Raw genomic sequence first — 21,892 nt, forward strand, 5'->3', positions numbered from 1 at the left:
TTGCCCGCGCCCGCCCCCTCGCGACGCGCCTTGCGCGGCGCAAGACCTGCATTGCACCCGGCAGGGCCTTTGGATAAGGGATGCGGCAACCCAACCGACGGAGATCCGCCATGTCCAAACCCGCCCCGCTTCGCCTCGGCATCGCTGGTCTCGGCACCGTCGGCGTCGGCGTCATCCGCATCGTGCGCAAACACGCCCAGCTGATCGAAGCACGCTGCGGCCGCCCCGTGTCGATCACCGCCGTCTCGGCCCGCAACCGGGCCAAGGATCGTGGCGTGGACCTGAAACCCTACGATTGGGAAGACGACCCGGTGGCGCTGGCCACCCGCGACGATATCGACGTTTATGTCGAATTGATGGGCGGCTCGGACGGGCCGGCCAAGGCCAGCGTCGAGGCGGCGCTCGCCGCCGGCAAACACGTCGTCACGGCCAACAAGGCTCTGCTTGCCCATCACGGTCAGGCCATCGCCGAGGCCGCCGAGGACGGGGGCAGCGTCCTGCGCTTCGAGGCGGCCGTCGCGGGCGGCATTCCCGTCATCAAGGCGCTGACCGAGGGGCTGGCGGGTAACGAGATCACGCGCGTCATGGGCGTGATGAACGGCACCTGCAATTATATCCTCACCCGCATGTACGACGCCGAACTGCCCTACGAAGTGGTGTTCGACGAGGCCGACAAACTGGGTTTTCTCGAAGCCGACCCGCAACTCGACGTGGGCGGGATCGATGCAGGCCACAAGCTGTCGCTCCTGTCCGCCATCGCTTTCGGCACGCAGGTCGATTTCGCGGGCGTCGAGCTCGAAGGGATCGAGCGCATCATGATCGAGGACATCGAACAGGCCGCCGACATGGGCTACCGCATCAAGCTTCTGGGCGTCGCGCAGATGACGGGACGGGGGCTGGAACAGCGCATGTCGCCCTGCCTCGTCCCTGCCCGCTCGCCGCTGGGTCAGCTCGAAGGCGGCACGAACATGGTGGTGATCGAAGGCGACAGCGTCGGCCAGATCGTCATGCGCGGCGCGGGTGCGGGCGAAGGTCCGACCGCCTCGGCCGTTATGGGTGACGTGATGGACATCGCGCGCGGCATCACCATCTCGACCTTCGGCAAACGGGCCGCCGACCTCGTCCCGGCCAAACCCGCCCGCGCCACGGTGCCGGCCGCCTATTACCTGCGCATGGCGCTGCTCGATAAACCCGGCGCGCTCGCGAAGGTCGCCCAGGTGCTGGGCGACGCGGGCGTGTCGATCAACCGGATGCGACAGTATGGCCATGACGAAGGCACGGCCCCCGTCATCATCGTCACCCATACCTGCACCCGCGCGGCGGTGGACGAAGCGCTCGCGGGCCTCGGCGCGACCGGCGTGGTCGAGGGCGATCCGGTGGCGATCCGGATCGAGGAAGTCTGACGGTCGTCCGACCAGGGTCGGACGGCTCTATTCATACGTCGAATGGGCTGCGCCCATCCGACCCGTGCGCCGGGGCAAGCCCGGCGCATTGGAGGGCCAGCCCTCCAAACCTCCCGAGGTATTTTCGGACCGAAGAAGACAGGCGCGCGCTTTGGTAGCGCAAACCTGCGCGTGGCAGCTTTTCCCCTCCCCGCCTGACTGCTAGGTGTTGGCCAAACTTAACCTCCGAGGGACTTCATCCATGACCGCTTCGCCCGTCGTATTCGCCGACCGCCTGCTCTCGCTCGGCCTCGCCCGCGTGTCCGAGGCCGCCGCCATGGCCTCGGCCGAACTGGTGGGGCGCGGCGACGAAAAAGCCGCCGACCAGGCCGCCGTCAATGCCATGCGCGACCAGCTCAACCTGCTCGACATCAAGGGCACGGTCGTGATCGGCGAAGGCGAGCGGGACGAAGCGCCCATGCTTTACATCGGCGAGGAAGTGGGCACCGGGAACGGCCCGGAGGTGGACATCGCGCTCGACCCGCTCGAGGGCACCACCCTGACCGCCAAGGACATGCCCAACGCGCTCACCGTGATCGCCATGGCCCCGCGCGGCACGCTGCTCCACGCCCCGGACGTCTACATGGACAAGCTCGCCATCGGCCCGGGCTATCCCACCGACGTGGTCAGCCTCGACATGTCGCCCTCCGAGCGTGTCAACGCGCTCGCCAAGGCCCGGGGCTGCGCGCCCAAGGACATCACGGTCTGCGTGCTCGAACGCCCGCGCCATGAGGAAATGATCGCCGACATCCGCTCAACCGGGGCCGCGATCCGCCTCATCACCGACGGCGACGTGGCCGGCGTAATCCACTGCGCCGAAGCCGAAAAGACCGGCGTGGACATGTACATGGGCTCCGGCGGTGCGCCCGAGGGTGTCCTCGCGGCCTCGGCGCTCAAATGCATGGGCGGGCAGATGTGGGGCCGCCTCACCTTCCGCAACGATGACGAACGGGGCCGTGCGGCCAAGGCCGGGATCACCGAGCTCGACAGGATCTACGCGCGCGACGATATGGTGCAGGCCGACGTGATCTTCGCCGCCACCGGCGTCACCGACGGCTCCATCGTCGAGGGCATCCGGCGCGAGCCGGAACACCTGACGACCGAAACGCTACTCATGCGTTCCAAGACCGGCTCGATCCGGCGCATGACCTACCGCAACCCGAAAGAATGGGTGGGCGCCTGACCCGCGCGCTGATCCTGATCGACATCCAGGAGGGGTTCGACGACCCCGCCTGGGGCGCGCGCAACAATCCGCAAGCCGAGGCCAATGCGGCGGCATTGCTGTCGCTCTGGCGGGCGGCCGGCGCACCGGTGTTCCATGTCCGCCATCTCTCGCGCGTGCCGGGCAGCCCGCTGAACCCCGAAGGCGGGCACGTCGGCCACAAGCCCGAAGTCGCCCCCGCCCCCGGCGAGCCCGTCATCGACAAGCATGTGAATTCGGCCTTCATCGGAACCGATCTTGAGAAACGGCTGGAAAAGGCTGAGGCGAGCACGCTTGTCATCGCCGGTCTGACGACGCCGCACTGCGTCTCGACCACCGCCCGGATGGCCGCGAATATGGGCTTCGACGTCATCATCGCGCACGACGCCTGCGCGACCTTCGCGGGCAATGGCGATGCGGCGTGGCGTGGCGGTGGCCCCGTGGACCCTGAGGCGCTGCACATCGCCGCGCTCGACCAGCTGCATGGCGAGTTCGCTACGGTTCTGCCCGCTGCGGAGATTACCCCATGACCGCGTTTCTGGGTGTCGAGGACAGCCTCACCGGTCGCCGCTGGGTCGGCCCCGGCGTCGAGATCGACCGTCAGTGCGAAGCCCTCGCGCAGGCCACGGGATATCCGCAGGCGGTCTGCGCCGTGCTCGCCCGTCGTGGCATCTCGGCGGTGGAGGCGGCCGGCTTTCTCGCCCCCACGATCCGCGAAACCCTCCCCGACCCCCGCAGCATGCGCGACATGGACAGGGCGGCGGCCCGCGTTCTGACGGCCGTGGAGGCGCGTGAACGGGTCGCGGTCTTTGCCGATTACGACGTGGACGGCGGCGCCTCTGCCGCGCTGCTCATCGACTGGATGCGCCAGATGGGGCGCGAGATCACGCTCTATATCCCCGACCGGATCGACGAGGGTTACGGGCCGAACGTGCCGGCGATGGAGGCGCTCGCGCGCGACCACAGCCTGATCGTCTGCGTGGATTGCGGGACGCTGAGTCACGAGCCCATCGCCGCTGCCAATGCCGCCGGGGCCGAAGTCGTCGTGCTCGACCACCACCTGGGCGGCGAAACGCTCCCCCCCGCTCTCGCCGTGGTGAACCCGAATCGGCAGGACGAGGTGGACGCGCCCGGTTACCTCTGTGCCGCCGGCGTCGTCTTCCTCATGCTGGTGGAGGCCGGACGACAGATGCGCGAGGCCGGGCGCAAGGGGCCGGACCTCATGGGGATGCTCGACCTTGTGGCGCTGGCCACCGTGGCCGATGTCGCGCCCCTGATCGGCGCGAACCGGGCGCTCGTGACCCAGGGGCTCAGGATCATGGCGCAGCGCGGGCGGCCCGGACTCGTGGCCCTGGGTGATGTGAGCCGGATGAACGAGCCGCCGCGCCCTTACCACCTCGGCTTCCTCATGGGGCCACGCGTGAACGCAGGCGGGCGCATCGGCAAGGCCGACCTCGGCGCCCGGCTCCTGTCCACCACCGACCCGGCAGAGGCCGCGGCGCTAGCCGAACGGCTCGACCAGCTCAACACCGAACGGCGCGAGATCGAGGAGCAGGTGCGCCTCGCCGCGCTGGATCAGGCCGAGGCGCGCGGGCTGGACGCGCCGCTCGTCTGGGCCGCCGCCGACGGCTGGCACCCCGGCGTGGTCGGGATCGTCGCCTCCCGGCTCAAGGACGCGGCCCACCGCCCGGCCATCGTGATCGGCTTCGACGGCGATGACGGCAAGGGCTCCGGGCGCTCGATTTCCGGCGTGGACCTCGGCGCGTCGATCCAGAAACTCGCCGCCGAAGGGCTGATCGAGAAAGGCGGCGGGCACAAGATGGCCGCTGGCCTGTCACTCACCCGCGCGCAGCTTGAACCCGCAATGGCCCGGCTGTCGGAGCTCCTCGCCCGTCAGGGCGCGGGGGATGGCGGCCCCCGCGACCTCACGCTCGACGCGGTGCTCATGCCCGGTGCCGCGTCCGTGGACCTCATCGAGGAGATCGAGGCCGCCGGCCCCTTCGGTGCGGGTGCGCCCGGCCCGCGCTTCGCCTTCCCGGACGTGCAGATCAACTTCGCGAAACGGGTGGGCGAGCGCCATATCAAGGTAAGCTTCGGCGACGGCCTTGGCGCCAAGCTCGACGCCATCGCCTTCGGGGCCTTCGACGGCCCCCTCGGACCCGCGCTCGAACGCCACGGCGGTGCGCGCTTTCACCTCGCCGGCCGGCTGGAGATCAACCACTGGAACGGTCGCTCCGTGCCGCAACTCCGGCTCGAAGACGCCGCCCCGGCGTGACCGGCTGGCTCCTCGCCCTCTCCGGCCTGCCCGGCACCGGCAAGACCACGCTCGCCCGCGCGCTTTCCGAAGCGACCGGCGCAGTTCACCTCCGGATCGACAGCATCGAGGCGGCGCTGAGTTCGCGCGGGGTGAGCTTCGAGGGTGCGCGGGGCGATACCGGCTACGTCGTCGCCTACGCCCTCGCCCGCGACGTCCTGATGCGCGCACAAAGTGCCATCGTGGACGGTGTCCACGGCTGGCCCGAAGCCCGCGCGTTGCAGGACGCGGCCATCGCGGGCACCGGCGCCCGGCTGTTCACCGTGGAACTGGCCTGCTCCGACACCGCCACCCATCGCGACCGCATCGAATCGCGGATCAGCGACCTTCCGGGCCTGACCCTGCCGACATGGGACGCGGTGCGAACCCGCGACGTCACCTCGGTTCCGGCCCCCGACCTGACACTCGACACGGCCCGCTGCACAATCGAGCAAGCCGTCGACCGCCTGCAGAGCGTGTGCGCCCCGCTTTGAGCCCATCTGCGCGAAAAAGTTTGTGCCACCAATGATTTTTGACCTTGCACCCACCGCGCCGTTTTTCTAGAACCCGCCTCACGCCAAGCGCGGCCCGTTCGTCTATCGGTTAGGACGCCAGGTTTTCAACCTGGAAAGAGGGGTTCGATTCCCCTACGGGCTGCCACTTTACCCGCAGAATCGTTATTTCCTTGGGCCTTCAAGGGTCTGATGTGGGCCTCGTTTCAGGCCGTGGTCCACGTTTGGAAACGCGTCATCGACACGCAGCAGGCTGGACTTGCCGCCACCTTTGCGGCCGACGATCCTGACGGCCTCCTTGCCGATGGCGAAGGTGAGGGTAAGGACGAAAGAAACCGCGCGCCATCGGGTAGCGACAGCGCGGGGTCATCAGGCTTAGTAAAGGTCGGTATCGGGTTCGCCGTTGGGTTCGCGGCAAGGGGACGCGCGGCCGTTGGGGCCGCGCGTCTCGTCTCAGGCGGTGCGCATCCGCCGCTGTCCGGCCCAGCCCAGCAGCAGGACCAGGCAGAACGCGCCCTCCGCCAGGACGGTGATACCGTAAGCCGGGGCGAAGGTGTCGAACAGCGCAGGCTCGAAGAAGCGCAGCGCACTTCCGGTCAGATAGACCAACCCGGCCAACGCAACCCCGGCGCCGATCAGGCGCGGGAACAGTCCCGACATCCAGATCAGGTAGCCTGTCAGCAGGCTGTTGATGCCAAAGAAGACCAGCCCGAGGTCATAGCCGTGGGCGTGCAGGTTCAACGCATGCAACGCCATCGCTTCTGCCTGCGGCGCATCCAGACCCGTGGCGCCCGTGATCAGCAACAGCGCCGACTGCATCTCCATGAGGTTCATGGCGATCATCACCGACTGGATCAGCCGGAACACCATTGCCGCCAGTGCCAGCACCGGCGCGACCGGGCGGAAGACGAGGTAAAGCAGGATCGCCAGCGCGGCATCCGCCGTCGCCATCACGATATCGGCGGCGATGGCGAGCCGGAAGCTGCCCACAGCCTCGCGTATGGCGCTTGCGGTGGCGCTCGCGTTGCCGAAATCGACAAGGGGTCCGCGAAACAGCACTTCGGCGCTGATCCCGCAGATGATGATGGCCAGGTAAAGCAGCCCGGCAAGGCGCAAGGTGGATGTGGAAGGGGTTTGGTAGGTCATGTCGTGTCTCCTTTCGGGATGGGGTCAGATTGCGCGGGCCGTCGCGCCCGGGTGATGGGCGGCGACCGAGGCGCTGGCGCGTCCGACGATGGCCGGGGCTTCGCGCACGAGAGCGGGGTTGGTCAGCGCGTGGACCATGAACAGGGCGAAATCGGTGGGCCGAACACGGTTCGATTTCAGCACCGGGTCACCCACATGGGGCGCCCAGACAGGCAGGCCCTCGCTTTCGCCCTCTTCGAGATCGGCAGCGCGCACGACTGTCCAGTCGCGGTCCGAGCTGTAGACGAGCCGCGCGGCACGCTTGTGGTCGGCAATGTCCGCCATCCCCGTCAGCCGGACGACCCGCCCGATCAAGCCGGTCTTGATCTGCTGGGCCACGCCGTAGCGGTCCCGGTCGTCCCGTGCTGCGTGCCAGCCGGTGGAAAAGACCAGCCGCGCGCCGGGGTCTGCGTGCTCCAGCACGGCCCCCGCGGTGCGCGTGGCCATTCCGTCGGTGCCCCAGGGCACCAGAACGGTCAGGACACCGTCGCAACCGGCAACGGCGCGGGCGATGGTCGCGGGGTCGCTCGTGTCGCCCGTCATCACGGTGATGCTGTCTCCGAAGGTCGACAGCTTGCTGGCGCTTCCCGGGCGGCAAAGCCCGGTGACGGCGTAGCCTTCGGCAAGGCTGTGCTGCGCCATGAGCAGCCCCAGTTTGCCCGAGATTCCGATTATGCAGATGCGTTTCATTTTGGCCTCCCATGCGATGGGGGAACGGATCGTCCCCTGTTTTCGATGGGTCCATGTCTAGGGTGTTGTGGCCGTGCCGGTATTGGCCCTGTCTGCCGTCGCTTTGGCCGGTCCTGCCAAACTGGACCGGCTGGGCGTCAGGCCTTCAGCGCGTTGCGGCGAAAGCTGGCGGGAGGCTGGCCGGCCCAGCGTTTGAAGGCGCGACTGAAGGTGCTTTGCTCGGAAAACCCCGTCAGGAAGGCGATCTCGGCAATTGAACAGTCACCTCGGGCCAGAAGATCCTGTGCGAGTGACTGCTGCGCCTTTTGAAGAAGGCCCTGATAGGTCAGGCCAGCGTCGGACAGGCGACGGTAGAGCGTCCGCTCGCTCATGCCGAGGTCACGCGCGGCTTCTGCGGCCGTGGGTGCACCGTTGCTCAGGCCCGTCGAAAGCCGTTGCAGCAGCGTGTCGGCCAGGGACTCGTCGCGCGTCAAGGCGTCGATCTGGTCGTCCAGATGCGCCGTCATGAACGCGGCCACCGCCCGATCTCCCAGCCTGTTCGGCAGGTCCAGCATGTCGGGCCGGATGGCGATGGCGTCTTCGCCGGCACCGAACCGGACCGGGCAGCCCAGCCCGGCCGCATAGCTGTCCGGGTCTGCGCGGCTCGCGTGGCGAAAGCTCACCTCCTCGAAACGCAGGCCCTCGCCGCCCAGCCGCGTCAGGTTCCGGACAAAGGCGGCAAGCGCGCATTCATTGCGGAACTCGTGGATGGCGTGCGGCGCAGTCCTGCTTTCGACCCGGAAAGCTGCAAGCGGGCCGCTCTCGTCCAACCTGTAGCGCACGGTATCGGTGGCCAGCCGAGAATACCGCTCGGACCGGATAAGCGAATCCCGCAGCGTCGGCGCGGTCTTGATCGCCAGACCAAGCGCCCCGAAGTCGTCCAGGTGCAACCGATCGGCATAGGCGAGGACGAGTGCCACGCGGTCGGGATGGGCGCTGCTGATCCAGTCGACAAGCGCGAAGTAATCCGCGTCGGTCATCCGGTCGTCACCATCCACCCGGGCCCGAAAGACCGTCTTGCCGTCTCGCGTCAAGGCGCCGCTATCCGAAACGGCATACCCGGCCGCGCCTGCGAGAAGTCTTGCAAATGTCGCCGTTACCGTTGCCATGCACAAACATATCAGGGCGCGGGTCCGTCGCAAGTCAGCACGATTATCGTTGGTCTTGTCCTTTGCGGAACAGGTTCATGCGCGGCGCAGGACCGGACCGGAACCGGCGGCGAACGCCCAAGGACCGGCCTGAACGGAAGAGCACCGTGTGCGTTGCCCCGGTCACCACCCCGATGGGTTGGCAGCCGATCGCCCGGGCGCAGACCTGTAGGCGGGGCGCTCGATATCATCTTTGGTCAGCGGCCATCGGGACATGCTGTGAGCGTTACGCAGGCGCCGGATACTGTCCACCGCGCAGGAACGGCGCCCCGGTGCAGTCCGAACCTCCCGCCGGGAGAACCTGACGCTTCCGGTCGTGCGCTTCATTGCAGAGTGGCATGGGGCCGTCGCAGATGCACCCAAGACGACCTGACCGACACGCGACCAAGGTCGGGATCTGGCGGGTCGGGCCAGAGTGGCCACCGGCGATGATCGCCGGTGGCCTGTGTGACACCTTAGAACGGGCTGTCAGGATAGTAGAAATCCATCGCATTCTCTTGCGTCACCAGCACGGAGCCGATCACGAAATCGCCCGACACCGGCGCGTTGGACACGAGGCCCACCGCGGTCAGCTCGATCGCCGTGGCGATCATGGACGGCGGATAGGTCACGTTGGCCGGGATCATCTCGTCCCCGTCGGCCGTCCGCTTGATCATTTCCTTCATGCCGGCACCGCCCAGCACGAACTGGATGTCATCGCGACCCGCGGCTTCGATGGCAGCCAGAACGCCGATCGCCATGTCGTCGTCGGACGCCCAAACCGCGTCGATGTTGGGATACTTCGACAGGAAGTCCTGCATCACCGTAAAGCTGTCGTCACGGTTCCAGTTACCGTGCTCCATATCCAGCACGTTGATGCCCGACCCTTCGATCGCGGCCGTGAACCCGTCCACCCGCTCGTTGTCGATGGTCGTCGGAATGCCGCGCAGGACGACGATATCGCCGCCATCGGGCATCCTGGACGCCATGAATTCGCCGGACACCGTGCCGAAGCCGGAGTTGTCACCAGCCACATAGAGGTCTTCGATGCCTTCGACGGACAGGCCACGATCAACCACCGTGACCCAGGCGCCGCCATCGGCCACGGCCTGAACCGGCGGCGTCAGGGGGTCGGATTCGAAGGGCAGAACCACCAGCGCGTCAATGTTGCGCGTCGCGACCATGTCTTCGATGTCGTTGACCTGTTTGCCCGGATCGGACGCGGTGGCCAGCACGAAATCAAGCTGGGGATAGACCTCCTCCAGCCGCTCGACGGTTTCCTGGGCGTGGAAGTTCATGCCCCCGGCCCAGCCGTGCGTCGCGGCGGGAATGGAAACCCCCACCACCTTGGTCTCGGCGTCTTGGGCCACTGCGGCCGAGCTGCCAGCCGCTATCAGAGCGGCTGCGATGTATGTTGTCGTATGTTTCATATTGCTCCTCCCTTGGAGTGTTTTTTGAACGGCTCAGGACTTGGCCGCGCGTTCACGCTGTAGGATTACAGCGAGAATGATGATGACCCCTTGAATCGCTCCATTCAGATAGGGCGACACGAAGTCGGTCAGATTCAGGATGTTGCCGATCAGGCTGAGGATCAGAACGCCGATGACGGTTCCCCAGACCCGGCCGAACCCGCCTTTCAGGACGGTGCCGCCGATGATCACGGCGGCGATGGCCTCAAGCTCCCACAACACACCGGTCGAGGCGGAGGCAGAGCCGAGGCGCGGCACGTACATGATCGTCGCGACGCCAACCAGCACACCGAGGGCGGCATAGGAAATCAGTCGCGTCCGGCGGACGTTGACGTTGGAATAGTGGGCCACATGTTCGTTCGACCCGGTCGCCGCGCAATGGCGTCCGAAGGCGCTCCGGGACATGATGATCTCGCCGATGATCACGACCACGGCAAAGACGATGATCGGCCAACTGACGCCAAGAATACCCTCGAAGTAGACCGGGCGGTAAAACGTGCGCAGCCCGAAATCGAGCGACAGCGTGCCGCCGTCGGCGAGCCATGTCACCAGCGAGCGATAGATGCCCATGGTCCCCAGCGTCACGATAAAGGCCTCGATCCCCAGGGTCGTGATCAGGAACCCGTTGAGCAACCCGGCCAACAGGCCAGCGACAATGGCCGTGACCATGCCCAAAAGGATGATCGGAATGCCGATCCCCATACTTGGCAGCGCCGCGTTCATGACGAGGATCATCAGGCCCGCGATAAAGGCCGCCATCGACCCCACGGACAGGTCGAGCCCGCCCGCGGTGATGACGAAGGTCATCCCGACCGCGATGATCCCGATAAAGGCCGACCGCGCCAGAACGTTGGTGATATTGGCGGAACTCAGGAAGTTGGCGTTCAGCATGGTCCCGATGACCAGAAGCACGATCAGCGCGATGACCGGCCCGAGCACGGACATGGAAGGAACGCGAAAACCGCCGGTTCGAGGTCTTGTTGCATCTGTCATATTCTGTTCCTCAAGCCATCTCTGGCGTCTGTTCGGCGCTCAATCCCATCGACAGGCGCACGATTGCAGCTTCGTTGATGTCCGCCGGGCCAAGCGTGCCGCTCTCCAGACCAAGCCGCATCACCATGATCCGGTCCGCCAGTCCGATCAGCTCGGGCATCTCGGAGGTGATCAGGATGATGGAATGGCCCGCATTGGCCAGATCGCGCAGGAAGGCGTAGATTTGCTGTTTGGTGCCGACGTCGATGCCGCGCGTGGGTTCATCGACGATCAGAACACGCGGCTCCGACAGCATGACCTTGGCCAGCAACAGCTTTTGCTGATTGCCCCCGGACATGTTTCCGACACGCATGTCGCGGTCGCCCGCCCGGATATCGAATTCCGAAATCGCCTGAGTCAACGCGTCGTCTTCCGCGCTCCGGTCGATCAGGAACCGGCCGAACTTGTGCAAATTCGGCAAGGTCAGGTTCTCGCGCATCCCGCGCTCGAGCAGAAGACCCCGCAGCTTGCGATCCTCGGTCAGATAACACAGCCCGGCCCTCTGCGCCTCACCGGGTCGCTTGAACCGGGTCGTCTCGCCGAACAACGTGATGTTCGCGGCCGTGGAAGGACGCAGCCCCGCCAGACCTTCCATCAATTCGGTGCGCCCCGATCCGATCAGCCCCCCAATGCCAAGGATCTCTCCCTTGCGCAGCGTGAAGGACACGTCTTTCGCGAACCCCGGGACCGACAGGTCCTGCACGTCCAGCACCACCGGCGCCTCCGCCGCCACGCCCGGTTTCGCAGGATAAAGATCGGACACGTCGCGCCCCACCATGGCGGTGGCCATTGCGTCTTCGCTCATCTCGCTGGTCGGGCCGGCATGAACGACATCGCCGTCCCGCATGATCGTCACCTGATCGGAAATCTCGACGACTTCGTCGAGCTTGTGCGAGGTGAACAAAATGGCGGTGCCTGCATCCCGCAAAGCCCGCACCTGTTTGAACAGGATGTCGGTTTCGCGATTGGTCAGGACGGCAGTCGGCTCATCCATGATGAGCACCCGCGCGTCCCGCGACAGCGCCTTGGCGATCTCGACCATCTGTTTTTCCGAATTGGACAGCTTTGACACAAGCGTCTCGGGCGCGACATCACAGGCGACACGGGCCAGGTACTCCCGGCTGCGGCGGCGCATCTCGGCCTTGTCCAACAACACGCCGCGTTTCAACTCGCGCCCCAGAAAGATGTTCTGCTCAACGGTAAGCTGTTCGGCCAGATTGAATTCCTGATGGATCATCACGATTCCGGCGGCCTCGCCATCCTGCAAGCTGCCGAATTGAACAGGCTCGCCTTCGAACCGGACTTCGCCGGAGGTCGGCGGCTGATACCCCGCCAGGATTTTCATGGTCGTGGATTTGCCCGCCCCGTTCTCGCCGATCAGCGCGTGAACGCTGCCCGTCTGCAACGCGAGGTCGACGCCGTGCAGCACTTCGACGGGGCCGAAGCTCTTGCTCACGCGGTCGAGGGCGACAATCGGCGTGGGCATCACAGGGCCGTCCAGACTGCGTCGTTCTTCGATGACGTCACGCAGGCGTTGATGAACCGCATCCCGTCCATCCCGGCGGCAATCCCCGGCAGCACGCCCATCGCAGAGGCCGGGTCGGCCCCGCCCTGCACGGCACGGATCGCGTCAGCGGCTTCGCGATAGATCGTGGCGAAGCCCTCAAGATAGCCTTCGGGATGCCCGCCGGGAATCCGGCTGACGGCCTGCGAGGCCTCGGTCGCGCCGGACCCGTTGCGGGTCAGCAGACGCTTTGGTTCGCCGTCCGGTGTGAACCACAGGTAATTCGGGTCTTCCTGGCTCCACTCCAGCCCGCCTTTTTCGCCGTAAACCCGCAACTTCAGCGCGTTCTCGTTTCCGGGGGCCACCTGGCTCGACCACAGCATCCCCCGCGCGCCGCCTTTAAAGCGCAGCAACATATGCGCATTATCGTCCAGCGTCCGGCCCGCCCCGAAGGATTGCAGATCGGCGGCAAGGCTTTCCACCTGCAATCCGCTGACGAAACAGGCGAGGTTATGGGCATGGGTGCCAATGTCGCCAATGGACCCGCCGGCCCCGGAGCGCGCGGGATCGGTGCGCCATTCGGCCTGTTTCACCCCTTCGTTTTCCGCCGGCCCGTTCAGCCAGTCCTGCGGATACTCCGCCTGCACGATCCGGATCTGGCCCAGCTCGCCCTTGGCGATCATGTCGCGGGCCTGCCGGATCATCGGGTAACCAGTGTAATTGTGGGTCAGGACAAACAGGGCGTCGGATTTCGCGACAGCCTGTTCCAGCGCTTCCGCGTCCTCCATCGTGGAGGTGAGCGGCTTGTCGCAGATCACATGGATGCCCTGCGCCAGAAACGCTTTTGCAGCGGCGGCATGGACGTGGTTGGGCGTGACGATGGACACCGCCTCGATCCCGTCTTCCCGCGCGGCCTCGGCCTCCGCCATTTCCTCGAAGCTGCCATAGGACCGGGGAATGCCCAGAACCTTGGCGCTGGCGCTCGATTTTTCCGGGGTGGAGGACAAAGCCCCCGCGACCAGTTCAAACCGGTCGTCAATGCGCGACGCGATGCGGTGGACTCCGCCGATAAAGGCGTCGTTGCCGCCGCCCACCATTCCAAGTCGAATTCGTGCCATCAGTCGATCCCCAGCATTTTACGGTTCGCGGCCTCGTCCGTGCCGCCATCGGCGAAGTCGTCAAAGGCCCGCTCGGTCACGCGGATGATGTGGTCCGTCACGAACTGCGCCCCTTCGCGCGCCCCGTCCTCGGGATGCTTCAGGCAACATTCCCATTCGACCACGGCCCAACCGTCGAAATCGTTGGCCGCCATTTTTGAGAAGACCGCGCCGAAATCCACCTGCCCGTCGCCGAGACTGCGGAAGCGGCCCGCGCGGTCGACCCAGCTTTGGTAGCCGCCGTAGACGCCCTGACGACCCGTCGGGTTGAACTCGGCATCCTTGACGTGGAACATCTTGATGCGGTCTTTATAGATGTCGATATTGTCAATGTAATCAAGGCATTGCAGCACATAGTGGCTGGGATCATAGAGCATGTTGCAGCGCGCATGATTGTCGACGCGCTCCAGAAACATCTCAAACGTCACACCGTCATGAAGGTCTTCGCCCGGATGGATCTCGTAGCAGATGTTCACGTCGTTCTCGTCCGCATGATCCAGAATGGGCCGCCAGCGGCGCGCCAACTCGTCGAACGCCGTGTCGATCAGGCCGGCGGGGCGCTGCGGCCAGGGGTAGACATAGGGCCACGCCAGAGCGCCAGAGAAAGACACCTGGTTCTTGATCCCCATATTGGCCGAGGCTGAAATCGCCTTCATCACCTGATCGACGGCCCATTCCTGTCGGGCCTTCGGGTTGTTGTGCACGGACGGGTCGGCAAAGCCGTCGAACCCGATGTCATACGCCGGGTGCACCGCGACAAGCTGGCCTTGCAGGTGCGTCGACAACTCGGTGACTTCGACGCCGTTCTCGACCGCCTTGCCCTTGAACTCGTCGCAATAATCCTTGCTGGTCGCGGCCTTGTCCAAATCGATCAGGCGCCCATCCCAGCTGGGCACCTGGACGCCTTTATATCCGCAGTCCGCGGCCCATTTGGTGATGCTGTCCCAGGAATTGAACGGGGCTTCATCGCCCGCGAACTGCGCCAGAAACAGCGCCGGTCCCTTGATGGTTTTCATGGTCTTCCTCCCTCTCCGCTCATACGAAGCGATTGACGATGTTCTCCAGGATGTCCTGGCGAGCAGATCGTGGTTGCGGGTTGATGTCGTCTGCCTCGACCTGTGCCCATGCCTTTGAAGAAATCGGTCATGTGGCCTGGGCTCTCATCATATCGGTGAGAGGGTCGGCAGGCAGATTGTCCTGCACATAAATCGTCGGCATCAGGTCAGCGAGGGGCGGCAAGTCCCGTTCATCGATCAAGGCGCGCAACACGGTAAAGGCGCGACTGATCTCCACATCAGGGCGCTGGTCGATGACCAGGTCGATAAGCCCCTCCTGCAAAGCCTTGCGGGAATGGGCGACCAGCTCATGCACGACACAGAATGGTCGGTTTGATTGTATGGCGCCAATGGCCTGCACCAAACCGCTATTCCCGGCGCCGACGTTATACAGCGCGCTCGTATCAGGCTCTTGCGACAACAAAGCACGGGTTTGCGCCAGCAAGACCGCCGGGTCGTCCTTTGTCATGATCGGGTCGCGCACCGTGATCTGCGGGTAATCCTTAGCGATCACCTCGCAGAAGCCCTGCAGCCGCTCGACGTGGTCATGCGCGTCTGTTGAACCGACAAAGGTCTGGACCACGCCTGCGGAGTCCGCATGGGCCATCCCCACCATCCTGGCTGCGGTCCGTCCGGCCACGATGTTGTCGATGCCGATGTATGCGGAGCGAAACCCCTGCGGCAGATCCGAGACAAGCCCGATGACCGCCACGCCTTTCTCGCGCAGGGCCGCCAGAGGTTTTTCAAGCCGCTCGCTTTGCAGCCCCACAATGGCGACGCCATCAAGATCCTGATGCACCAGTTCGCAGAGGCTGTCTTCAAGGCTGGCAACCGCGAAAGCCGACACCTCGATAATTTCGGCGGTGACACGCTCGGCGCTTTGGTGATCGGCGACGCGGGCGATCTGGTCGCGGATGCGGTTGAAGAAGGCGTTAGATCCCTTGGGGATCAGGAACGCCAGCCGGTAGACACGCTTGCGCGACAGGTTCGCGGCTGCGACGTTGCGGACGTATCCCAAAGCCGCGACAGCCTCGTTGACCTTGGCGATGGACTTCGCGGCAACGTTTCCACGATTGTTGATCACCCGGTCGGCCGTGGCATAACTGACACCGGCCGCCTGCGCGACATCGCTGAGCGTCGGACTCGGCATTCTCCCCCCTTATGCAACGATTCTCCCGATCGCTGCGGCGTGCTGGAACGACCCTAAAGCGCGATTTTGATATACGTCAATCATTTCTTGATACACGCATATCATTTTCCCGGCCCGAGGCGTGGAAATCCGCAGAAAACGTCGCTTGATGCCCTATCGGCCCCCAGTCTCACAGACTGATGAGTCGATGTGACAGCGCCCTCTGAAGGTCACGCCGGCGAGCGAGGCCGAGAGCACATGGTTCGCTCTAGCGATTCAATCTGGTTTCGAGTTGAACGCGCCCGATATTTTCGGCCCGAATTCCATCACGCCGATCTGCGGGTTGAAGATGGTGAACCGGGCACGCCCGGCGGTCTTGGAGGCATAAAGCGCGGTGTCCGCGTCGGACAGGAGCTGGTTGGCCTCGGGGCGTTCATATTGCGTTGAGCGGACAAGGCCGATGGAGGCCGAGACCCGGCAGGCTTCCCCCTTGAACATCACCGGTGTTTCGAGCCGCCGGATGATACGCGCCGCGATGGACGAAATCCGTTCCTGATCCACGAGGCCCACGAACAGCAGGACGAATTCATCCCCGCCGACACGCGCGACGGCGTCCTCTTCACGCGTCTCCTCGACCAGCACGCGGGCGACGGCGCGCAGCACTTCATCGCCCGCCGCATGACCGTGCGTGTCGTTGACGTGCTTGAAGAAATCGAGATCGAGATGGGCGAGCGAGAACGGCAGGTCACGCTCGATCAGCCGGTGAAGTCGCTGGTCGAGCGCGCGCCGGTTGTGCAGTCCGGTCAACGCGTCGGTCAGCGCATCGCTCTCGGCACGTTCCTTGGCGCCATGCAGTCGCTCATTGAGCGCCCGGCTGTCCGCCATCGCCGCCGCATTGGCCTCGGCCACATAAAGAAGTTCGAGCGTCAGGTCGGTCGGCGCGAAATCGGACCCCGCAAGGTGGTAATTGCGCACCGCGTCGAAGATGGAAATGCCGAACGACAGGTTCACGAGCACCCCGTCGCGACCGGGCAGGCTCACCGCACTTCCGATGAACTGGGTCTGGAACGGGTCGTTGAGACGCAAAAGCACCTTGCCCGTCGCCCCCTGCCGCAGGAGGTCATAGATCTCCGCCTCCCGCGGGCGTCGCAGTTCGAAGATGTCCAGCATCCTCTCGCCCACCGTCGCCCGACCGGCGAGCACTTTCGCCATCGTCGGCCCGACATGGGTGATATGTCCCTCGGTATCCAGCACGAGGTGGAGTGGCATCAGCGTGTCCAGCGCTTCGCCCGCCACGCGGATCGGTGTCATCAGGCTCATGGCGCGCCCCCTACTGCGAGCCAGGTATCGGCCAGGTCGAAGCGCCGGCCCTTGGAAAACGCCGCTTCGAGCAGCCGGATACAGATGACTTCGGCCCCGTCGCGGCGTCCCTTGTGGTCCAGCAGCGCCAAGACGCCGTAGTCGTCCGCCAGAGCGCGCAGAAGCCCCGTGATCACATGCCCCGCCCCGTCGATCCCGGCCCGGCAATACAGCCTGTATTGCCCCGGATCGAGCTCTTCGAGTTCCAGTTCCGGCAGCGACAGGTCGGGCACGGCAAGTGCGGCGCGCCCCGGCAGGTCGTCCAGCGAGTGCAGGAAATCCTCGTAGTCGATACCGCCATAGCGCAGAAGCCGCCGCACCCGGTCCGAGCTCATGCCGGCGATCAGATGCGTTCCGAAATCCTCGAGCAAAGCCTCGCACGGCTTGCCAAGTGTCGCAGCGCAAGCGGCGACGAGCGCGGTGACGACGTCGTCGTCGTAATGAAACATAGGTTCGAACCCTTCGCGCGGCACGTCGAGCCCCGCAGCGGCCTCTCCCCAAACTTGATTGCCGTAGGCCGAGCGCACGAAAGACTCGAACGACCGGCAAATAATACCATGCATTCACAAACCCTCAGTCACGGTCAGTGCCTACAGCGGCGGAGTTAACAAAGGCGTAAACGCCGCCTCGGGATCAGGATTCAAAGGGGTTTTGCGCCAGAACAACGGCTTGGCGCAACCAAAGCGTTGCGAGAGGGTTAACGCGTTCGGCCTCTGGTTGATGCCCTAAAGGCCCAACCATCCCGGAAGCTGTCCGATGTCGCGCAGGACCGCGTCGGCGTGCTTAGTGATTCTCGACTCATCAGCAGGACCGGTCAGAACGCCCACCGTCTGCATCCCCGCAGCCCGACCCGCGCGCAGGTCGTGCAGACTGTCACCGACCATCACCACGCGGTGCGGCGCGACCCCCACGGCCCCGGCAAAGGCCCGGCACATCGCCGGGTCCGGCTTGGGGGTCCAGCCACTGTCGGACCCCGCGATGAAATCGAACCTGTCCACTACGGCTGCCAGATGCGCCCGCGCCGGGGTTTCCGCATCGTTGGTCGCCACACCCAGCACGAGCCCCGCCCCGCGCAGGCGGTCGAGCAGCGGGGCCAGCGGCACCGCCTCGTTCATCGGCGCTTCGGCCGCCGCCGCGTTGATCTCATCGACAAGCGGCTCGGGCGCTCGCCCCAGGACCGGCGCGCAGAGTGCTGCGACCTCCTCGGGCGTGCCGGCGATCGCGACCGACGAGGGCAGGAACGTCCCCGTCGACCGATCATACCCGATCGCCGCGGCAAGGCGCGAGGCCCGTGCCTCGTCGCCCCCTGCCATCCGGTCAAGAAACAGCCGCGCCCAGGCCGACCAGGACTCGTCGAACGAAAACAGCGTGCCATCCTTGTCGAACAGCACCGCATCGGCGCGCAGGCTCATGTCCAGTGCATCTGACCACCGCCCGGCAACGCCGCGCGCGCCTGCAATGGTTGGGCATAGTCCAGACCCGCCTGATCGCAGAAGGCCATGACCCAGGCATCATCCATCGTGATGAAATCCAGCACGGCGCCGAGAAACTCGGGATCGGCCGCCCGCGCACCCAGCTCGGCCATGTCCCCGCCCGTCGATCCGAGAAAGACCGGCAGCAGTTCCTCGTTGCCCGCCAGCCAGCCGAGTGCCTGCAAACCGATGGTTTCGGCCATGTCTTGCGTCATATCTGCCTCGTTCCGATCCTGGGAAACACTTTGTTAATCTTTCTTGGGCAAGACTTACCCGAACGCAACGCATCTTAGACAAGATCGAGCAATTCTGAATGGGCGGACGCATCCTCATTGCCGACGACACGGTGACCGACCGGATCGCGCTGAAAGCGCGGCTGGCGACGGCGCGTCATACGGTGGTGCAGGCGCGGCATGGCGAGGAACTCGCCTCGGTTATGCTGTCCACTCCGCCGGATGTCGTGCTGATGGACATAGACTTCCCGGGCGGCGGGATCGCGGCGTGCCGCGCGCTCAAGGCCCATGCCCGGCTGCGCGAGGTGCCCGTGGTTCTTTACGGGGCCGCTGATGACACCGCCGCGCGGGTCGCGGCGCTGGAAGCGGGCGCTGAGGAATGCTTGGCCGACCTCCCCGGCGAGACACTCCTGCTTGCACTCCTGCGCAATCTGATCCGCCGGAACGCCGAGCGGTCGGAACTGATGCGGCGCCACGCGCTGCACGGGAACGACGCTCTGGCGGAAGCGCCTACCTCATTTCAGGCCCGCCCCCGTATCACGCTCGTTCCGGCATCGGCGGCCGATGGCCCGTCATGGCGCGCGGGCGTCGAGGCGGCCTTCCCGGCAAAAGTCACGCTCGCGACCGCCACCACGATGCTGGAGGCCGCCAGTGCCTCGGACGCCTATGTGATCGCCTTCGCCCCGGGCAACCCCGGCACGGCCCTCGGGCTTGTCGCGGAACTGCGCGCGCGCCCCGCGACCCGGCACGCGATCGTGCTGCTGCACCACCCCGGCCCGGCCTCAGACATCGCCGAAATGGCGCTCGACTTCGGCGCGGACGGCATCCTGCGCGGTCCCTTCTCGCCCGACGAACTGGCCGCACGGCTCCAGCGTCTGCTCGCACGCAAACGCGAAACGGACCGACTGCGGGCGCAGGTTGAGGATCAACTGGACAAGGCGCTGCGTGACCCACTGACCGGGCTGTTCAATCGGCGGTATGTGGACGGCTACCTCGCCCGCCTGTCGCGTGAGCGGGCGACGGGCGGCAATGCCTGTGCGCTGCTTCTCATCGACCTCGATCACTTCAAATCCGTCAACGACCGCTTCGGCCACCTCGCGGGCGACGACGTGCTGGTGGAAACCGCGCGACGGCTTCGCACGACCCTGCGCGAGATCGACCTCCTGGCCCGGATCGGCGGGGAGGAATTCCTCGTTATTCTGCGCGGGGCGGATGCGGCGACCGCCCGCGACACGGCCGACCGGCTGCGCCGGGCCATCGGCGGGCGCCCGGTGCCGGTGCGCTCAGGTGGCGATGAAGTTTCGGTCACGGCCTCGGTCGGCGTCGCTCTGTGCGCAGGTTCCCACACGAACCACCGCGAGCTCTTCGATCAGGCGGACCGGGCGCTCTATGCCTCCAAGGCCGCCGGGCGAAACCGCGTCACCTTCGCGTCGGAGCGTTCCGCCGCCTAGGGGCGGGCGCGGTCCAGCGCGCGACGAAAGCCTGTCTCCAACCGTTCGGCCAGTTGCGCGCGATCCGCCGCGCTCATCTGCTCGATCTGGTCGAGCACGACCGCCCGACCGACCTGGCTACGCTGCGCGAAGATCTCGGTCTGGGCCGCCATCACCCCGCGCAACGCCTCCGCGTCGAAAGGCTCCGCTCTGAGCAGCGCGATCATCTGAGACACCTGCCCGGCCAGCTCTGCGCGGTTGTCCTGAAAATCCCCGGCCCGGTCCCGCAACGCCGTGACCGCCCGGTCCCGGTACGGATCGGGCAACGCGCGCGAGAACGGGCCCAGCGCCGGATCGAACGCCCGCCGCTCATCCCGTGGCCCGTGGTCGCCCCGGCGCGAATGGTCCCCGAGCCACCCGCCAAGGATCACGCCCAGAACCATCAGGTTCAACGTAAGCGACACGGCCAGCAGCACCTTGACCCAGGTGCGTGTCGGCACGCGCGGGGATGAGGTCGGATCGGTCATTGGGCCACCTCAGCATTGAAGGTCGACAGGGTCGAATACCCCGGCATCAGGTCTTCCAGTTCATAAGTCCCCGTCGTCGCCGCGCCAAGCACACCCCCGGTGAGCGACGTGAGCGCGACGGGCTGGGCCACGCCGATCCAGACGCCGGCCACGGCGGCCGTCGCCATGCCGGCCAGCGCCGGCCAGCCGCCGATTGCATCCGTCATGGCCGCGAACACACCCCGCCGCGGCGGGCGCGCAGCCACGGACGCGGCACGCGCGCCGTCCACCACCTCGGCATCCGCGGCAATCCGGTTCAACAGATCCGCCGACGGCAGGGGCGCGGTCTCCCGCCCTGCGGCGAAGAACTCCCCAAGCATCTCGTCGTCCCGACGGTCATCTTCAGTCCGAGTCATATCCCAACTCCTCGCGCCGCCCGGACAGGATCCGGGCCAGCGTCCTCTTGCCCCGGGCGGTCAGGCTCTCCACCGCCTCGATGCTGATCTCCATTGCCTGCGCGATCTCGGGGTTCGCAAGCCCCTCGAGATGGCGCAGGACCACCGCCTCGCGCTGCCGGTCCGGCAATTCCGCCAGCGCCCGCTCCAGCGCGCGCGCCCGGTCGGCCTCGATAAGCCCCGCGACAGCCCCGGGCGCCGCGTCTTCCGGCTCCGGCACACTGTCGAGGTCCACACTGCGCCGCTTGCGCAGCCGGTCCGTGCACAGGTTCGACGCGACCCGGAAAAGCCAGGTCGACACCTTCGCTTCGCCCTGCCGCCACTCGGGCGCGATCTTCCACAACCGAAGCATCGCCTCCTGCGTGACGTCCTCGGCCTCGGCCCGGTCGCCCCCCAGCATCCGGGTCGAAAACCCGAGCACGCGCGGCGCAAGGCGCGCGGTCAGCATCTGCGCCGCCGCCCTGTCGCCATTGCCATAGGCGACCAGCAAGGCCTCGTCCGAGACCGCACTTGCATCGTCGAATGCCATGTCCATCGCGTCCGGCAGTTAATCCGGTCCCTGTTCCCGGCGCAATCCGGGTCGGGCGGGCCGCGTTGGGCCC

The 21,892-nt window shown here is 66.0% G+C and carries 22 protein-coding genes and 1 tRNA gene; 7 read left to right on the forward strand and 16 right to left on the reverse strand.

The annotated features are described in order from the left end of the window. Positions 1-110 precede the first annotated feature (110 nt). The 6 genes from B2585_RS08460 to B2585_RS08485 all read left to right on the forward strand — a co-directional run bounded on the left by B2585_RS08460 (position 111) and on the right by B2585_RS08485 (position 5,596). Positions 111-1,403: a homoserine dehydrogenase gene (locus tag B2585_RS08460; RefSeq protein WP_292021938.1), complete on the forward strand. Its 1,293-nt coding sequence runs from the start codon at positions 111-113 to the stop codon at positions 1,401-1,403. 241 nt (positions 1,404-1,644) lie between these two features. After that, entirely contained in the window at positions 1,645-2,625 is a 981-nt protein-coding gene (glpX, locus tag B2585_RS08465; RefSeq protein WP_292021940.1) for a class II fructose-bisphosphatase, read from the forward strand. Beyond that, entirely contained in the window at positions 2,610-3,173 is a 564-nt protein-coding gene (locus B2585_RS08470; RefSeq protein WP_292021941.1) for a cysteine hydrolase family protein, read from the forward strand. The genes glpX and B2585_RS08470 overlap by 16 nt, the downstream gene beginning before the upstream one ends. Continuing rightward, positions 3,170-4,918: a single-stranded-DNA-specific exonuclease RecJ gene (gene recJ / locus B2585_RS08475; RefSeq protein WP_292021943.1), complete on the forward strand. Its 1,749-nt coding sequence runs from the start codon at positions 3,170-3,172 to the stop codon at positions 4,916-4,918. The genes B2585_RS08470 and recJ overlap by 4 nt, the downstream gene beginning before the upstream one ends. Beyond that, complete coding sequence (locus tag B2585_RS08480; RefSeq protein WP_292021945.1) at positions 4,915-5,430, forward strand: AAA family ATPase; 516 nt, start codon at positions 4,915-4,917, stop codon at positions 5,428-5,430. The genes recJ and B2585_RS08480 overlap by 4 nt, the downstream gene beginning before the upstream one ends. Positions 5,431-5,521: 91 nt before the next feature. Further along, positions 5,522-5,596: transfer RNA gene (locus B2585_RS08485), tRNA-Glu, on the forward strand. 305 nt (positions 5,597-5,901) lie between these two features. On the opposite strand, the gene B2585_RS08490 is transcribed toward B2585_RS08485, so the two are convergent. The 13 genes from B2585_RS08490 to B2585_RS08550 all read right to left on the reverse strand — a co-directional run bounded on the left by B2585_RS08490 (position 5,902) and on the right by B2585_RS08550 (position 18,881). Next, entirely contained in the window at positions 5,902-6,594 is a 693-nt protein-coding gene (locus tag B2585_RS08490) for a DUF4386 domain-containing protein (RefSeq protein WP_292021946.1), read from the reverse strand. A 24-nt stretch (positions 6,595-6,618) separates the two neighbouring features. Continuing rightward, positions 6,619-7,323: an NAD(P)-dependent oxidoreductase gene (locus B2585_RS08495; protein ID WP_292021948.1), complete on the reverse strand. Its 705-nt coding sequence runs from the start codon at positions 7,321-7,323 to the stop codon at positions 6,619-6,621. A 137-nt stretch (positions 7,324-7,460) separates the two neighbouring features. After that, a complete protein-coding gene (locus B2585_RS08500) occupies positions 7,461-8,471 on the reverse strand; it encodes an AraC family transcriptional regulator (protein WP_292021950.1) in 1,011 nt (336 codons plus the stop codon). A 494-nt stretch (positions 8,472-8,965) separates the two neighbouring features. Further along, positions 8,966-9,919, reverse strand: a complete 954-nt coding sequence (locus B2585_RS08505; RefSeq protein ID WP_292021952.1) for an ABC transporter substrate-binding protein — start codon at positions 9,917-9,919, stop codon at positions 8,966-8,968. A 33-nt stretch (positions 9,920-9,952) separates the two neighbouring features. Further along, positions 9,953-10,951 carry an ABC transporter permease gene (locus tag B2585_RS08510; protein WP_292021954.1) on the reverse strand — a complete coding sequence of 333 codons (999 nt, stop codon included), beginning with the start codon at positions 10,949-10,951 and terminating at the stop codon, positions 9,953-9,955. Between the two features lie 10 nt (positions 10,952-10,961). Next, complete coding sequence (locus B2585_RS08515; protein WP_292021955.1) at positions 10,962-12,476, reverse strand: sugar ABC transporter ATP-binding protein; 1,515 nt, start codon at positions 12,474-12,476, stop codon at positions 10,962-10,964. Next, complete coding sequence (locus B2585_RS08520; protein ID WP_292021957.1) at positions 12,476-13,612, reverse strand: Gfo/Idh/MocA family protein; 1,137 nt, start codon at positions 13,610-13,612, stop codon at positions 12,476-12,478. The genes B2585_RS08515 and B2585_RS08520 overlap by 1 nt, the downstream gene beginning before the upstream one ends. Then, positions 13,612-14,667 (reverse strand): sugar phosphate isomerase/epimerase family protein, encoded by a 1,056-nt coding sequence (locus tag B2585_RS08525; RefSeq protein ID WP_292021959.1) that lies wholly within the window; start codon positions 14,665-14,667, stop codon positions 13,612-13,614. The genes B2585_RS08520 and B2585_RS08525 overlap by 1 nt, the downstream gene beginning before the upstream one ends. Before the next feature lie 127 nt (positions 14,668-14,794). Then, entirely contained in the window at positions 14,795-15,856 is a 1,062-nt protein-coding gene (locus tag B2585_RS08530) for a LacI family DNA-binding transcriptional regulator (RefSeq protein ID WP_292021962.1), read from the reverse strand. Between the two features lie 255 nt (positions 15,857-16,111). After that, the gene (locus B2585_RS08535) at positions 16,112-17,155 is read right to left on the reverse strand and encodes a diguanylate cyclase domain-containing protein (RefSeq protein ID WP_292021964.1); all 1,044 of its coding nucleotides are present in this window, start codon (positions 17,153-17,155) and stop codon (positions 16,112-16,114) included. Continuing rightward, positions 17,152-17,757 (reverse strand): heme NO-binding domain-containing protein, encoded by a 606-nt coding sequence (locus B2585_RS08540; RefSeq protein WP_292021966.1) that lies wholly within the window; start codon positions 17,755-17,757, stop codon positions 17,152-17,154. Before B2585_RS08540 ends, B2585_RS08535 begins: the two co-directional genes overlap by 4 nt. A 162-nt stretch (positions 17,758-17,919) precedes the next feature. Next, a complete protein-coding gene (locus tag B2585_RS08545) occupies positions 17,920-18,606 on the reverse strand; it encodes an HAD family hydrolase (RefSeq protein ID WP_292021968.1) in 687 nt (228 codons plus the stop codon). Next, positions 18,603-18,881, reverse strand: a complete 279-nt coding sequence (locus B2585_RS08550; protein WP_292021970.1) for a DUF3572 domain-containing protein — start codon at positions 18,879-18,881, stop codon at positions 18,603-18,605. The genes B2585_RS08545 and B2585_RS08550 overlap by 4 nt, the downstream gene beginning before the upstream one ends. A gap of 98 nt (positions 18,882-18,979) precedes the next feature. Here B2585_RS08550 and B2585_RS08555 point away from each other — a divergent pair, with 98 nt between their 5' ends. Further along, positions 18,980-20,350, forward strand: a complete 1,371-nt coding sequence (locus B2585_RS08555; RefSeq protein WP_292021972.1) for a diguanylate cyclase — start codon at positions 18,980-18,982, stop codon at positions 20,348-20,350. Here the strand turns inward: B2585_RS08555 and B2585_RS08560 are convergent. Genes B2585_RS08560 through B2585_RS08570 form a run of 3 tightly spaced genes read right to left on the reverse strand, consistent with a single transcriptional unit; the run spans position 20,347 to position 21,825 of the window. After that, positions 20,347-20,856: a periplasmic heavy metal sensor gene (locus B2585_RS08560; protein WP_292021974.1), complete on the reverse strand. Its 510-nt coding sequence runs from the start codon at positions 20,854-20,856 to the stop codon at positions 20,347-20,349. The genes B2585_RS08555 and B2585_RS08560 overlap by 4 nt on opposite strands. After that, positions 20,853-21,251, reverse strand: a complete 399-nt coding sequence (locus B2585_RS08565; protein ID WP_292021976.1) for a dihydroorotate dehydrogenase — start codon at positions 21,249-21,251, stop codon at positions 20,853-20,855. Before B2585_RS08565 ends, B2585_RS08560 begins: the two co-directional genes overlap by 4 nt. Next, complete coding sequence (locus B2585_RS08570) at positions 21,238-21,825, reverse strand: RNA polymerase sigma factor (protein WP_292021977.1); 588 nt, start codon at positions 21,823-21,825, stop codon at positions 21,238-21,240. The genes B2585_RS08565 and B2585_RS08570 overlap by 14 nt, the downstream gene beginning before the upstream one ends. Between the last annotated feature and the right edge of the window lie 67 nt (positions 21,826-21,892).

The sequence above is a fragment of the Maritimibacter sp. UBA3975 genome, assembly GCF_002384975.1.
Lineage (GTDB): Bacteria > Pseudomonadota > Alphaproteobacteria > Rhodobacterales > Rhodobacteraceae > Maritimibacter.